Origin of the sequence: Clostridioides sp. ES-S-0049-02, assembly GCF_020658465.1 — a bacterium.
GTDB lineage: Bacteria > Bacillota > Clostridia > Peptostreptococcales > Peptostreptococcaceae > Clostridioides.
The window spans coordinates 416,118-431,678 of record NZ_JACVWG010000001.1 but is presented as its reverse complement, the minus strand read 5'-3'; the positions used below and the strand labels follow the sequence as shown (position 1 = coordinate 431,678).

Here is a 15,561-nt window from a genome sequence, read left to right as displayed (position 1 = left end):
TCTATATTTGCGATTAATATTCATCTTTTATTTTTAAAAATAGCTTTGCAGTTGCTAAAGTGTCACTATCAGCTCTATGAGCATTTATATTCTCTATATTATAATAAGCACAAGCTGTTTCAAGCTTCTTATTTTTTCCTTTATAACTTTTACATTTTTTTAATAATTCTAGTGTACATATATAATTATTTATTGGCTCTAAATCCAACTTTCTAAGATAGTAATTTAAAAACTTTAAATCAAATTTTGCATTATGTGCAATTATAGTTCTATCACCTATGTATTTTCTAAATCTAGGTAAAACCAACTCTAAAGACTCCTCTTTTTCTACCATTTCATTACTTATGTGTGTCAATTCCGTTATAAATGAAGAAATTATACCCTTAGGTTTTATTAACCTTGAATAGTTTTTTACAATTTCGTCATTTTTTATTTCTGTTACACCTATCTCTATTATTTCACAACCTTTATATGGATCTAATCCTGTAGTTTCTAAATCTACAACTACATATTCTCTCATATCTCTTCTCCTTATTATCAAATGGATATATTTATATTCTATATTTATGCAATATACTAATCAATACTTAATTTTATATGATATATGAAATTTTTACAAATTTTACTAAATATACAGCAGATATTCCATTATAAATAAAGATTATTTTACTATAATAATTAAATTTTTATCTTATTATCATTTAATCTATTTTGATAAACATTATTATTTAATTTTTTATTGCTTAATTCTTTAAAATCTAAACTTTTACATTGTTCATCATTTTCCCATATTCCTGCCTGCTTATTTCCATCACTTTTATATAATACACCTTTGCCATTTTTCTTATTATCTAAGAAATAACCTTTATATATATCATTATTTGGATAAGTTAATTTTCCTAGACCATTTTTAAAACCATCTTTAAATTCCCCTGTATATATTGAACCATCTTTATAAGTATATTTACCTATTCCATGCATCTTATCATCTTTCCATAACCCTTCATACCTTTCCTTACTTGAAAAAATATATGTTCCAAATCCATTTTTCTTCCCATCAATAAACTCACCTTTATATAAGTCTCCATTATCATATTTGAATACTTTTTCTCCCTTTAATTTCTTATCAATATTCTTATTTTTATCGCTATTTCTATCTTGTGTATATGTTTTTTCTCTCCTTGTCTCAATTAAATCTCTATCATAACGAAAACCTTTTTTTGACTTATTTTTTATACTAGTTTTTTTCTTATTAATAAAAACTCTAGCTAATTGAATAAATATAAATGCAGATGATAAACATATAAACACACATACTATTGTTCTAAAATAACTAGTTATATTTTCCATAAAAATCACCCTTTTACTATAAAAATTTATTTAAAATACCTAATATAATATATATTTTTATTAGTTGGCATTTATACTTTTAAGACTATATATTAAGTAAATCTCATTTTAAAAGAATCTCTCTTAAAATAAACTAAGTACAATAAACACAGATAATTAATAGATACGTATGAAATATCCTTGAATACTTCATATAAATATTTCTATACAAAGAAATAAAAAAGATGAACCCTAGAAAACAGAGTTCATCTTTTAATAAAAAAATATCTATTTAATAGTAATTAAAAGAAAATACCTATTTACTATTAAAAATATTTTTTAATTTATTTTATCTATTCTTTTATAAGAACTTTTACAACTTCTGATATATACATAGTATGATAATCTTTCTTTGGATACCACTTTTCATCATTTTCTTTAGCATCAAAGTTTTCTGGTGGCATTGTATCATGATATAATTTTTTACAAACCATAATCATATTAGCTTCTTCAAAGGCTACTGTATCATCTATAAAATATGGTGTAAGTCCTGCTTTTTCTACTTTATTTGTATCTCTACCAGAAATAGTACCACAAATATTTAAAGCTTCTCTGTATTTTTCATCAAAAAATGCAATTGTAAATGTGTCATTATTATCTACAAACTCTTTTGTATATCTCTGTGGTCTTATGTAAGTTGTTACAACATTTTTACTCCAATACACTCCAACACCACCCCAGCTTGCAGTCATTGTGTTAAATTTATCTGAGTTTCCTGCTGTTATAAGTAACCACTCTTTACCAATTTTAGTGAATGGATTAAACTGTAGTTCTTCAATTTTTACTTCTTTAAATCCCATAACATCATCCTACCCTTCATCTTTTAATAAATAAGTCATTTGTTAAAAATTTAAATATATGCACTTTTATAATACAGCTTTCAAGATTATTTTCCATATTCATGTAAATTATAATACAACAAATCAATTACTTTCGCAAGAAGTAGTTTTTATATTTTTTAATCATAAAATGTCAATAAAATATATTAATTATAAAATATATAATACATTTATTAAATTTAGAATACTATAATATTAAAAATGTAGAAAGCATATATACTTTCTACACTTATTACTATTTTATATATTTTTATAGTAGTTTAGTTCCATTTAAATCTAGTTTTGTTCAAAAACTATCATAATCACCAAATTTTGTTCTATTAATTGTAACTTTTTATACTTTATTAATAACATTTAAGTTATTATTCTTATCAATATATATTTTCTCACTATCTAAATCTTCATCAAACATCTTTATTATATTTTCTATTTCGTTTTTGTATTCATCTTCATGTACTCTATAAAGCATTAAATCTTCTAATAAATCTTTTATATCAAAATACACATCTTCTAATAAATAAAAATATCCATCTTCTATATTCTTTAATTTATCTATAGTATCCAATTTTTTATCTATATCTTTTATAACTTCTATGTTTTGTATGTTTATATTTATAATTGTCAATAAGTACATTCTCACAGTTTTTATTATCTCAATAGAAAAATCTACAATATCATAATTTCCTTCTTTTTTATAAAGTGATTCTTTAAATTTATCAAAACAATCATTTAAATCTGGATTTATGTTATTAAATGGAGGTCTTATTATATCTAGCATTATTAAAAGATTTTGTATATCTACATTATTTGTAATTGCCTCATCCAAAATAAATAAATTATATGCATCATTTAATGGGTCATGTGCATCTCCACTAAACTCTAAGTTAGCAAATTCAAGTAAATTTTTTAGTGATATATAGTTCATACATTTTATACCACACTCTATATATTTCTCTTTTATATCCACAAATAACTCTCTAATGTTGTTTACGAACCTTGGATGATTGTTTTTTTTAGAACTTCTCATATCAGTGTTATTGAAACATGTTAAATCTAAATTACCAAAAGTATATATTCCTTCAACCTCAGAAAATATGCCTAACCACTTTTTAAACTTTCTCATGACCTCTTCATAGCTTGGTGCATACTTTAATTCTTCTGAAGATATATGAGTCAACTCTTGTATATGAGGATACAACTGGGCATTACTTACTGGCTTTATTAAAGATTTAAACTTATCAATATTTTTTGTCTTTTCATCATACATAACTGCTCCAATTGCAATTATATCTGAATTTAATATATCTCTCTTTGATTTAGAATTTGGCATATTCATCTCAAAATCTATATATACTCTCTTCAATATAAACACCCTTTCCAATTGTTTATAGTGATTCTTTTAATTACTTTTATTCATAATTTTCTAAGAAAGAATGTTTCTCCCCATCTTTTTGCCACCCTAGTACCGAATCAAGATTTACGTTTTCTGCTGCTTTAAATATGGATTTTTCTACATTTTTAAAATTTGGCTCTAAACTTTTTATTAAATCTTTTATTTCATATCTTTTATTTCCAGTTTTTTTAGCAGCAACCATGCACGCACAATTTAAAGGCCATATACCACTATTTTGGATAAATCTTATAATGTGTTCTTCTCTTATATAGTAAAGTGGTCTTATAATTTTTATTCCTTCAAAATTAGTAGAATTAAGCTTAGGAAGCATAGTTTTAAAATTTCCTGCACACAACAAATTAAGCATAGTTGTTTCTATTACATCATCATAATGATGACCTAATGCAAGTTTATTACACCCCAATTCTTCTGCTTTTGAATATAATGCTCCTCTTCTCATTCTTGCACACATATAACATGGATAATCTTTTGCAATTTCATCAGCTATTTCAAATATTCTTGAATCAAATAAATGTATTGGAATATTTAAATACTCACAATTATCTATAAGTAATTGCCTTATATTTGCATGATATCCAGGGTCCATAGCAATAAATTCAACATCAAAATTAACTTGTCCATGTCTCTTTAATTCTTGAAACATTTTAGCCATAAGAATACTATCTTTTCCTCCAGATATTGCTACAGCTATTTTATCCCCTTCTTCAACTAGTTTATAATCTCTTATTGCCTTTATAAACTTAGACCATAAATGTTTTCTATATTTTTTTATAATACTTTTTTCTATATCCCTTAGTGAAAGTCTTTCCTCAAAAGGAACTATAATTTCACAGCCTTTTCCTGATAGCTCACTCATTTAATCACCTCGTATATTTATGTTAATAATATTTTACAAAAAAGTCTACATACTTCTATAAAATACTATAGTTTTACTTTAATTTTAATAAATACTTTATAGTTTACAATAACACATAAACTTATAATAACATAAATAAAGCCTTTCTTTTATTATCTTTTTTATTTTTCTCATTTAATATTTTATTATGAGTAACGATTTTTAAATGTATGAATATTATACACTAGATAGACTTACCTATCTATTTACAACAAGGAGGTTTTCATCTTGGAAAATAAAACTAGAGATATTAAAAAAAATTGTGGTTCATCTTTGGCTAGACCATATATTAATAATCAAATTTTCACAGAAATGTACTGCCTTTCTGATGCATTAAAATTTGGAACTATATTTCCAGAACTAAATTTATTAGAATCTGAAATGTACAACAAAGAATTATATGCTAAGCCAAAAAAATTAAGAGGAGGTAGAAGATAATGAAAGATTCATCTAGAGCTGAACTTATGAGAAAAATTCAGGAAACATCTTTTGCATGTGTTGATATGAACTTATATTTAGACACTCATCCTGATGATAAAAATGCTATCAACACTTACAATTCATTATGTAACCAATTTGCACAGGCTAGATATGCTTACGAAAATAAATATGGTCCTTTAACTAACTTTGGGTATGCTCCAAGTAGATGCCCTTGGCAATGGGCTGAGCAACCTTGGCCTTGGGACAGAGAATTTAATTATTAGACATCAAGTATTGGAGGATTGAAAATTCATGTGGATATATCAAAAAACTTTACAACACCCAGTTAATATAAAAACTTGTGACCCAAGAATGGCTAAGTTTCTTATAACTCAATTTGGCGGACCAAATGGAGAGCTTGCTGCATCTTTAAGATATTTAAGTCAAAGATATACAATGCCTACTGGTAATATGCGTGCACTTTTAACAGATATTGGTACAGAAGAACTAGCTCATGTTGAGCTTATATGTACTATGGTTTATCAGTTAACTTCTGATGTAAGCCCAGAAGAATTAAAAGCTGCTGGTCTTGGCTCAAACTATGCACAAAATGGATATGGAATTTATCCAACAGATTCAAATGGGGTTCCATTTGATGTAAGACCTATCGCAGTTATGTCAAATCCTGTAACTGATTTACATGAAGATATGGCTGCTGAACAAAAAGCACTTGCAACATATTATCAACTTATAAACTTAACAGATGATGTTGATGTTATAAACGTACTAAAATTCTTAGGTCAAAGAGAAATAATTCACTATCAAAGATTTGGTGAAGCTTTAATGGATGCTTATGAATTAGAGGAATGTCAAAAAATATTCTAAAATTCTTCTTTATATATAAAACTACAATTATTTACTAATTTACTAACTTACTTTTTCGCTTAAATTAGCTTAAAAATATAAAAAACTATAAAGAATTGTCCATTTTCTATACACAGATAGAATAAATAAACAACAAAAAGCAGGTACTGAATCAACAGTAATAATAGATAGTAATCTACAATACTATTGACACCATACCTGCTTTTATTTTATAAGCAATAAAGAAATATCTATTTATAAAGTTTTATCATTAAATTTAAATGATTATAAAACTCTTCTTGCATTTACATATCTACTTGAATAGTAACTACTATTTATATTAGATATTGTTACCTTTTTTGATGAACCTGAAGATGCGTGTATCATCTCTCCATTTCCCATATATATTCCAACATGACTTACAGAGCCATTATTTGAACCTTGTGTATCAAAGAATATTAAATCTCCGCTTCTAAGGTCTCCTCTATTTACATATGCTCCATACTTACTTTGGTCTCTAGATACTCTTGGTATACTAACTCCAGCAGATTTTTTCATAACGTATTGTGTGAATCCAGAACAGTCAAAACTATTTGGACCTTCTGCTCCCCATACATATGGTTTTCCAAGTAGTGTCTTTGCAAAGCCTATTACACTATCAGCTCCCTGACTTGGAGAATTAGTTGAATCGGATGGAGTTGAAGTATCAACAGAACCTTTCTCTGCAAGATATTGACTTGATACATATCCTGTTTGGTCATCATGATTTACTTTTGTCCATCCACCATCTTCTGAGATACTTCCAACTTCAGTACCATAACTTAACGTAGCCACTTTAGAGTGTCCTGTTCCTGGTCCTGTTCTAAGGTTTAATGATTTTGCTGTTACAACTTTTGTATCCTTTACAATATCACTTGAACTGCTTCCATCATTTCCATTTGCAGAATCACTTAAGTTAGTTCCTAAGTATTTACTTGAAACGTAACCGACTCTACCATTAGAACTTATTTTTGACCATCCATTTGACTCAGATATGTATCCAACTTCAGTACCATATCCCAAAGTAGATATTTTAGAACTTCCTGTACTTGGACCTGTTCTAAAATTTAATCCCTTTGCTGTAACAACTTTTGTTGATTTTACTGAAGCATCATTACTTTCATTACTATTTCCTAGGCTATTTATTGATAAATATTTTTCATGCACATAACCTGTATTCCCATTATATTTAACTTTTACCCAAGAACCATCTTTTCCTATGTACTCAACTTTATCACCTTTGTAGAACTTTCCTATAGATGCATTATTTGTACCTGGTCCTTTTCTAAAATTTACTGCATTCCCTGTTATTGTTCTACTTTCTACAGTTGAACTTTCTATTTCAGACTCATTAGCATATGCTAAATTCCCCATTGTAGGCATTATTATCGCTGTGGCCATTATACTGGCTGCTACTCTCTTTTGATTAAAATTCATAACTTTCCACTCATCTCCTCTTTTCTAGTAGATTTATTTTTTATTTCTAACATAAAAGAAATAATTGACACTATTTTTAAATATCAATTATTTCTTTTATATTAATATTATTACAAATTTGTAACTATTTGTCTATAGTAATAATTCTATACCATAAATTACCATAAATATTTTTTAATCATAGAGAGGTTAAAACTCAGTTATATAGCCAAACTATATCTTATTAAACAATTTTATATTTTTTAACTTTTTTGTAACTTTTATAACCCTGTTGAACCAAATCCACCTTTTCCTCTTTCGGAATCACTTAATTCTTTAACTTCTTCTATATTAATCTCATATATAGGTTTTACTACCATTTGAGCAATCTTCATATGTTTTTCAACTTTAAAATCATTTTTTCCATGATTTATTAATATGATTTTAAGCTCTCCTCTATATCCCTCATCAATAGTTCCTGGTGTATTTAACACAGTAATTGAATGTTTTAAAGCAAGTCCACTTCTAGGTCTTACTTGCGCTTCTGTCATAACAGGAAGTTCTATACATATTCCAGTTTTAATAAGTTTAGTCTCTCCAGAAGGTATTACAACCTCCTCTATAGAATACAAATCCATACCAGCATCACCTTTGTGAGCAAAATTAGGTATTATAGCGTCGTCATTTAATTTTTTTACTTTTAAATTGTACATTTTATATCTCCTTTCAATTTCCTATAAATATTATAACTTAAATTTCAGCCTCTTGAAGTTTTTTATTTTTTTGTGGTAATATAATTATTAGTGTTTTAAAGGAGGATTTTTTATGAAACTTGTACTTGCTGAGAAACCATCTGTTGCAAAAACTATAGCATCGTTTTTAGGTGCAAAGACTAGACAAGATGGTTACTTTGAAGGAAATGACTATATAATTACTTATGCAGTTGGACACTTAGTATCATTATATGATATGAAAGATTATGATAAAGATAAGTATTCTGGCTCTTGGAAAATGAATAACTTTCCATTTGTGCCTGAAAATAAGTTTAAATTCAAAATTGATAGTTCTAAAACCAAACAATTCAATACTGTAAAAAAACTTTTAAACAGAAAAGATGTGGAATATGTAATAAATGCCACTGATAATGACAGAGAGGGAGAACTTATAGCATTTTTAATATTTTTACTTGCAAAAAATAAGAAACCAGTAAAAAGAATTTTGGTAAATGAATGGACTCCAGAAGACATTACGAGAGGTATAAAAAACTTAAAAGATGAAGATGAAATGAGAAATCTTCAAGCTGCTGGATATACAAGACTTATTACTGATTGGTTAATTGGAATAAACTTCACTTCCGTTGCTACATTAAAATATGGAAATGGAAAATTATTAAATATAGGTAGAGTAATTCTTCCAACAGTCAAATTAGTCTATGATAGGGATATGGAAATACTGAATTTTGTTCCCAAAACTTATTATGAAGTAGAAGGTCATTTTAAAGCTGAAAATGGTGAATATAAAGGTAAATATATTAAAGGTAAAGAAAGTAAATTTGACACACTTGAAGATGCAAATAAAATCATAGCTTCAATTACATCTCAAACTGGTAAAATACTAGATAAAAAAGTTACTATGTCAAAAGAGTATGCACCAAAACTTTTTAGTTTAACATCACTTCAAGGATATATAACTTCTAAGTACTCTAATTTTACCTCTGATAAAGTTTTAAATGTATGTCAATCTCTTTATGAGGGTAATGGTAAAGGTGGGTATATAACTTATCCAAGAACCGATTCTATTTTTTTAGAAGAAAGTTTAACTTCAAAGGCTTCTCAAACTTTAGAAAAATTAAAAGTCGGTCTTGAATATGAAAATAAAATTAAATTCTCCAAAACAAAAAGGGTCTTTGATTCATCCAAAGTAGATTCACATAGTGCTATAATTCCTACTTACATAATACCAAAAAATTTATCTAAAGATGAACAATTGGTTTATGATGCTATAAAAGATAGATTTGTAGCAAATTTTATGCCTCCTGCTGAATATGAGAATACAGAAATTAAGACTAAAGTAGATGATTGCACTTTTTTAACAAAAGGAAAAGTACTTAAATCAAAGGGATACCTTGAGGTGTATAATAAGGAAGAAAAAAACGATTTACTTCCATTTGTAAACAAGGATGATATTGTTGATGTCTTAGAGATAAAGCCATTAACCAAACAAACAACACCACCTAAATCATATACTGAAGATACACTTTTAAAAGCTATGAAAAATTGTGGTAAAAATGTACCTGAAGAAGACACAACTGTACTTTCAGGGTATTCAATAGGAACATCAGCCACACGTGCTGATGTACTAAAAAAAATAAGTCAAGTGGGCTATGTAAAGAAAAAAGGCAAATCTTACTTTATAACAGACCTTGGAAAAAATTTAGTTGAAATTTTTCCTGTTAAGGACTTATTTGATGTAGATTACACTGGTAAACTTGAAAAAAGTTTAAGTGATATTCAAAAAGGTAAATACACTAGAAAAGAATATCTTACTCATATTATTAGTTTTATATATCAAAATGTTAATATTATAAAACAGGATGCTTCAAAAAATATAAATACAGAGGCTTATACTTTTGATTCAAAAACTAAAAAATTTACTAAGGTAAAAGCAAAGGATTCAAAAAATAGTTCCAAAAAAAGTTTAACTGATTCTGAAAAGGAAATTGCTGTATCAAAAGATACAGATATTAAAAAAGAAAATAAAACCAATAATGAAAATACGTCTCTTGGTAAATGTCCTATTTGTCAAGGTGATGTTCTTGAGTTTGATAAAGGATTTGCTTGTAAAAATCATAAAGAGTGTAAGTTCGTTATTTGGAAAAATGACAAATACTTAAGCCTCTACAAAAAGAAAGTTAATAAAACTATGGTAAAAAATATTTTAAAAAAAGGTGAGACAAAAGTAAAATCTTTAACTTCTAAAAATGGAAACAAGTTTGATGCTACATTAAAATATAATAAAAATCCAGATACTGGCTACTTCAACTGGAAAATAGAATTTGAGAATTAAATAATATTCATAAAAGCAGAAATAGCAGTAGTATAATATTAAATATATTATACTACTGCTATTTCTGCTTTGTGTAAAAATTTAACTTTATATAATAACTTCTCATATGTACATTTAAACTAATTTTTTTACTATTTCTGATAGTTTAAGTGTATGTTCATCTAATAAAGTTAGTTCCTCATCAGAAAGATTTGATAGTTTCTTTACTATAGACTCTTTAAGAATAGATTGTACAATATCAAATAATTCAAATGCTTTATCTGTCAATTCAACTCTAAGAACTCTTCTGTCTTTTGGGTCAGGAAATTTATTTACTAAATTATGCTCTACCAATCTATCAATAATTGGTGTCATATTTGATTTTAGTATTCCTAAATTAGAAGCTATTTGAGAAATTGATGATGAATTTGATGTCATAAGATAAAGAATTACCTTTGCATGTGATGGAGCCATTGGACACTCTCCAAAATACTCTTTCATCATATCTGAGTTGTTTTGAAATTTTTTTAACAAATCGTTTTCTTTGAATATATTATTTTGAAGTACAAATAAAAAGTCTAAAAAAGAGTCTGCTATTTTAAGTATATTATCGTTATCCATATTTGTAACATCCCTTCAATAAATACTGTAATAAAATATTCATTACTTATTATAGTATAAATTATAAACTATTAATAAATTTAAAACAAGAAAAAGTTATTGACTCATAATAATTATAAATTTATAATCAAATTAGAGAATTATAAAATGCCAAAAAAGGGAAGTTTTTTAATTAGCCTAAAACTAAACTTAAATTATAAGACACTTTAAATTCTACAACAAGCTAGTGTAAAATATAATAGGAGGAGATATGAAAAGATATTTAGTAGTTTTTTTAATGTGTAGTTCACTGTTCTTAGTTGGATGTGGAAAAACAGATGAACCTGAACCAGAAAAACCTATAGCAGTCTCTGTTCAAAAGGCAGTAGGTGGAGAAATAGAAAATACAAATGCTTTCTCAGGAACTACAAAAGTTAAAGATGAGACATCAGTTACTGCTCAAACTGCTGGCACAGTTCAAGAAGTTTATGTGAAACTTGGCCAAAATGTAAGAAAAGATGATGATTTATTGAGTATAACTAGTGAAGATTTAGAAAACAGTGTAAAACAGTCTAAAGCATCACTAGATTTAGCAAAAGCAAGTTATGCAAGTGCTACTGGGGGTGCATTAGAAGCTCAAGTGAATCAAGCAAAAACAGCTCTTGATAGCGCAAAACTTCAATATGATGAATCCCAAAGAAATTATGACAATAACAAGGTTCTTTATGAGCAGGAAGTAATTAGTTTAGACCAATTTAAAAAAATAGAAGTTGCTTTAGAACAATCAAAACAACAACTAGATTCTGCACAAAGAGCATACAATACAGCAACTTCAAAAAGTATACCTCAAGCTAAATCACTTGCTAAAAAACAACTTGACCAAGCTCAAGTATCATATAACTTAGCAATGAGTAACTTAGATAAGCTGACATTAAAAGCTCCAGTGGATGGAACAATCACAGCCAAAAACTTTGACTCAAAAGAGATGATAACACAATCACAACCAGCTTTTGTGATTTCTAATCCTAATATATTAGAAGTAGGCTTAAATGTAGCAGAAGCAGATATAGCTAAATTTAAAAAGGATGGTAATGTAGATGTTGTTATTGAAGACCAAAGAGTTTTAGGAAAGATAGATTATGTTCCTTCAGTAGTTGACCCTCAGACATCTTTATATCCTGTTAAAATACTTGTTACTAATACTAACAACAAATTTAAAGCAGGAATGTCTGCACAAGTAAACTTAAGCGTTGAAAAAGAAAATGGAGCTGTTACAGTACCTAAAAAAGCAATATTTGAAGAAAATGGAAAAAAATATGTATACATAGCAACTAAAGATAACATAGCAAAGAAAACATTAGTTCAAACTGGAATTGTAACAGAGGATAAAATAGCAATCAAAAGTGGTGTAAGTGAAAAAGATACAGTGGTTATTGGGGGGATAAGTCTTATTTCTGATGGAACTAAGATATTTCCTGTAGAAAAGGAGAAATAGTATTATGAATTTAACACATACTTCCGTTAAGCGTCCTCTCACAATCATAATGGTCTTCTTAGTATTAATAGTTTTTGGTGGTATTGGATATAAAAAAATGTCAATAAATCTAATGCCTGATATAGAAATACCTGTTGTAATGGTTATGACTACTTGGACAGGTGCAGGTCCTCAAGACGTTGACGAACAAGTTAGCCAAAAAGTTGATGAAAGTTTATCATCTGTTTCAAATGTAAGCTCAACTATATCAAGTTCACAAGAAAGTGTTTCTATGGTCGTAGCTCAATTTGAATTTGGAACCAACCTAGATGAAATAATGAACGATGTTAGATCTAAAGTAGATGCATTACAAACTAGTTTACCAGATGATGCAGCTAAGCCAACAGTACTAAAATTAGATATGAATGCACAAGCTATAGGTCAGCTTGTTATATCTGGTGGAAATAATAATGCACAAGCACTAAGAAAATACGCTGAAGATGTAATTCAGCCTAAAATAGAATCTATAGATGGTACTACATCAGCAGACATTAAAGGTGGAGAAAAAGCTCAAGTTAATGTAATAGCTGACCCATCAGTTCTTTCAAATTATGGAGTTAGTTTATCAACTATAAAAGGTATTTTATCATCTAGTAATAAAACATTCCCTTATGGTTCAATTACTCAAGGTGAAGATAAGATAGTCTTAAGATCAATTGATAAATTAGAATCTTTGGATGATATAAAACAGATTCAAATTCCTGTAAAAGGAGGAAACACTGTTAACTTAGATACTCTTTGTAGTGTAGATTATGGATTTGCAGACAAAGATAGTATTTATAGATACAATGGAAAAAGCAGTTTAGTAATAGATATTTCTAAGCAACAAGATGCAAATACTGTAAAAGTTATGCAAGATGCATATAAATATGTAGATGAATTGAATAAAGAAAATCCACAATTTAAAATTAAAATTGCCAATGATACAAGTGCTTACATAAGCGAATCAATAAACAGCGTAATGAGCAATTTACTTATAAGTGCAGTTATTGCATTTGTAGTAATATTTGCTTTCTTAAAAAGTGTAAGAGCTTCATTAGTTGTTGCAGTGGCAATACCAATTTCTATAATAGGAGCAATAGCTGTTCTCTATTTTACAGGCGAAAGTTTAAACCTTATCACTGCAAGTTCATTGGTAATTTCAGTTGGTATGGTCGTTGATAATGCTACAGTTGTAATTGAAAACATATTTAAATACAGGAAAAGTGGTCGTTTGAGCATTGATGATTGTGCTATTGAAGGTACAAGAACTGTCACCAATGCAATACTAGCATCAACATTGACTACTATAGCTATATTCTTACCTATTATGTTTACAGAAGGTATAGCCAAAATAACATTTGGGGCTTTAGGTAAAACACTTATAGCTTCTCTAGCCTTCTCTTTTATAGGTGCAATTACTCTTGTTCCTAGTGTATTTGCAAAACTAAGTAGAGGTAAAAGTAGTGAAAAAATGAAGGAAAAAGATAGCCCTATATTTGATAAGGTAAGTGAAGGATATAAAAGATTACTAAGTGTATGCTTAAGACATCAGAAATTAGTAGTAATATCAAGTTTACTTATATTTGTAGCTTCTCTATTCGGAATGAGCTTTATAGGTATGGACTTTATGCCTGCAGCAGATAAAGGAGAATTGGCTATTTCTATAGAACTTCCAAAGGGTCTTAGCTTAGAAGCTAATGATTATTATGTTTCTATGACAGAGAAAAAAGTTTCAGATATTCCAGAAATCAAGACATTGATAACAAGTTTGACATCAGACTCAAATAATAATAGTGCAAGTATAGCAATTGAATTGGAATCTCAAAAAAATAGAAAAAGAACTACCGATGAAATAGAAAAAGAAATAATTGATAGAGTTGCTACTGTTCCAGATTGTAAAATAAATGTAAGTCAAAATAGTAGTGTTATGGGTGGAACTTCAGGAGCAGACTTCACATTAGAGATGAAGGGCCCTGATTTGGATGTATTAAAGATATTAGGAAAAGAAGTTGAAAAAGAATTCAGTTCTATAAAAGGATTTAGAAATGTAGAGACTTCCCTTACAGATACAACACAAGAAGCTCAATTTACAATAGACAAACATAGAGCTCAAGAATACGGTGTAAATACAGCAGAAATTGCAGGATTATTGCGTACTGCAATAAATGGTGATTCAGTTACTACTGCTACTATTGATGACTACAAAGTCGATGTAAATCTAAAGTTTAAAGCAGATAGTATCGATAATCTAGAAGATATAAAACAGTTAAAAGTAAATTCTACAACTGGAAATGAAGTACCTCTTGGAGCTTTCTCGGATATAAAAATGGTAGATGGTTTACAGTCCATATCAAGAACTGATGGTGATTTTTCTGTAAATATAACTGCAACACTTGATAATTTAGATGCTGGTACAGCTACAAAATTAGCATTAGAAAAAACTAATAAGATGCTAATCCCTAAAGACTACTCTATTGGTGTTGGTGGAGAAACAGAAATGATGAATGAATCTATGGCCAGTCTTGGATTCTCAATGGTTATAGCCATAGCACTTGTTTATATGGTAATGGTAGCTCAATTTGAATCATTTAGTAAACCATTTATAATAATGTTCTGTGTGCCATTTGCATTTGTTGGAGTTGTACTTTCTCTTTTGGTAACTGGTCAAAGTTTAAGTACTGTAGGTATGTTAGGTATAATCTTACTTATCGGTATCGTTGTTAACAATGGTATAGTTCTTATTGACTACATAGAACAACTTAGAAAAGCAAATAGTAGTAATGATTTAATTGGATTGGTTTCAATTGGTTGTGCTGCGAGACTAAGACCCGTTTTAATGACAACTGCAACAACAATTCTAGGTATGTTACCAACAGCATTATCTCTTGGTGAAGGTGGAGAAACAATGCAACCACTAGCCGTAGTTATAATGGGTGGGCTTACTGTATCTACACTAATAACACTAGTACTTATCCCTACTATATATTTAATATTTGATAAGTGGGAAAATAAGTTTTCAGATAGGATGCCTAAAATATTTGGTAAAATAACAGATAAAATAGGAGATATAAAAGGAAAAATATTTAAGAAACCAAAATTAAAAGCTAAAATTTAAATATAAATG

14 protein-coding genes are annotated in these 15,561 nt (G+C 28.1%); 6 read left to right on the top strand and 8 right to left on the bottom strand.

All coding sequences use genetic code 11. The features are described 5' to 3' along the window. Positions 1 to 13 precede the first annotated feature (13 nt). The 5 genes from IC213_RS01980 to IC213_RS01960 form a co-directional block, all read right to left on the bottom strand. Complete coding sequence (locus IC213_RS01980; protein WP_227432643.1) at positions 14 to 520, bottom strand: PolC-type DNA polymerase III; 507 nt, start codon at positions 518 to 520, stop codon at positions 14 to 16. A gap of 158 nt (positions 521 to 678) precedes the next feature. Then, on the bottom strand, positions 679 to 1,350 hold the full coding sequence (locus IC213_RS01975) for an MORN repeat-containing protein (protein ID WP_227835345.1): 672 nt from the start codon (positions 1,348 to 1,350) through the stop codon (positions 679 to 681). Between the two features lie 332 nt (positions 1,351 to 1,682). Beyond that, a complete protein-coding gene (locus IC213_RS01970) occupies positions 1,683 to 2,189 on the bottom strand; it encodes a flavin reductase (RefSeq protein WP_227824161.1) in 507 nt (168 codons plus the stop codon). Positions 2,190 to 2,562: 373 nt separating this feature from the next. Next, positions 2,563 to 3,600, bottom strand: a complete 1,038-nt coding sequence (locus IC213_RS01965; protein ID WP_227851521.1) for a 3'-5' exonuclease — start codon at positions 3,598 to 3,600, stop codon at positions 2,563 to 2,565. Positions 3,601 to 3,637: 37 nt separating this feature from the next. Beyond that, complete coding sequence (locus tag IC213_RS01960; protein WP_227432639.1) at positions 3,638 to 4,498, bottom strand: tRNA 2-thiocytidine biosynthesis TtcA family protein; 861 nt, start codon at positions 4,496 to 4,498, stop codon at positions 3,638 to 3,640. A gap of 267 nt (positions 4,499 to 4,765) precedes the next feature. Here IC213_RS01960 and IC213_RS01955 point away from each other — a divergent pair, with 267 nt between their 5' ends. Genes IC213_RS01955 through IC213_RS01945 form a run of 3 tightly spaced genes read left to right on the top strand, consistent with a single transcriptional unit; the run spans position 4,766 to position 5,842 of the window. Beyond that, complete coding sequence (locus IC213_RS01955) at positions 4,766 to 4,975, top strand: spore coat associated protein CotJA (protein ID WP_227432638.1); 210 nt, start codon at positions 4,766 to 4,768, stop codon at positions 4,973 to 4,975. Then, complete coding sequence (locus tag IC213_RS01950) at positions 4,975 to 5,241, top strand: spore coat protein CotJB (protein ID WP_021385274.1); 267 nt, start codon at positions 4,975 to 4,977, stop codon at positions 5,239 to 5,241. Before IC213_RS01955 ends, IC213_RS01950 begins: the two co-directional genes overlap by 1 nt. Before the next feature lie 28 nt (positions 5,242 to 5,269). Beyond that, positions 5,270 to 5,842 (top strand): manganese catalase family protein, encoded by a 573-nt coding sequence (locus tag IC213_RS01945; protein WP_227432637.1) that lies wholly within the window; start codon positions 5,270 to 5,272, stop codon positions 5,840 to 5,842. Between the two features lie 264 nt (positions 5,843 to 6,106). Here the strand turns inward: IC213_RS01945 and IC213_RS01940 are convergent, their stop codons facing one another. Both IC213_RS01940 and dut read right to left on the bottom strand, forming a co-directional pair. Continuing rightward, positions 6,107 to 7,297: a C40 family peptidase gene (locus tag IC213_RS01940; RefSeq protein ID WP_227482824.1), complete on the bottom strand. Its 1,191-nt coding sequence runs from the start codon at positions 7,295 to 7,297 to the stop codon at positions 6,107 to 6,109. 260 nt (positions 7,298 to 7,557) lie between these two features. Then, entirely contained in the window at positions 7,558 to 7,989 is a 432-nt protein-coding gene (dut, locus tag IC213_RS01935; RefSeq protein WP_227432635.1) for a dUTP diphosphatase, read from the bottom strand. Between the two features lie 112 nt (positions 7,990 to 8,101). On the opposite strand from dut, the gene IC213_RS01930 reads away from it, so the two are divergent. Continuing rightward, a complete protein-coding gene (locus IC213_RS01930) occupies positions 8,102 to 10,342 on the top strand; it encodes a type IA DNA topoisomerase (RefSeq protein WP_227432634.1) in 2,241 nt (746 codons plus the stop codon). Positions 10,343 to 10,456: 114 nt separating this feature from the next. On the opposite strand, the gene IC213_RS01925 is transcribed toward IC213_RS01930, so the two are convergent. Continuing rightward, positions 10,457 to 10,942 carry a MarR family winged helix-turn-helix transcriptional regulator gene (locus tag IC213_RS01925; RefSeq protein WP_227432633.1) on the bottom strand — a complete coding sequence of 162 codons (486 nt, stop codon included), beginning with the start codon at positions 10,940 to 10,942 and terminating at the stop codon, positions 10,457 to 10,459. Between the two features lie 250 nt (positions 10,943 to 11,192). On the opposite strand from IC213_RS01925, the gene IC213_RS01920 reads away from it, so the two are divergent. Further along, positions 11,193 to 12,416: an efflux RND transporter periplasmic adaptor subunit gene (locus IC213_RS01920; protein WP_227862677.1), complete on the top strand. Its 1,224-nt coding sequence runs from the start codon at positions 11,193 to 11,195 to the stop codon at positions 12,414 to 12,416. Between the two features lie 4 nt (positions 12,417 to 12,420). Next, positions 12,421 to 15,552 (top strand): efflux RND transporter permease subunit, encoded by a 3,132-nt coding sequence (locus IC213_RS01915; RefSeq protein ID WP_227432631.1) that lies wholly within the window; start codon positions 12,421 to 12,423, stop codon positions 15,550 to 15,552. The last annotated feature ends 9 nt before the right edge of the window (positions 15,553 to 15,561 follow it).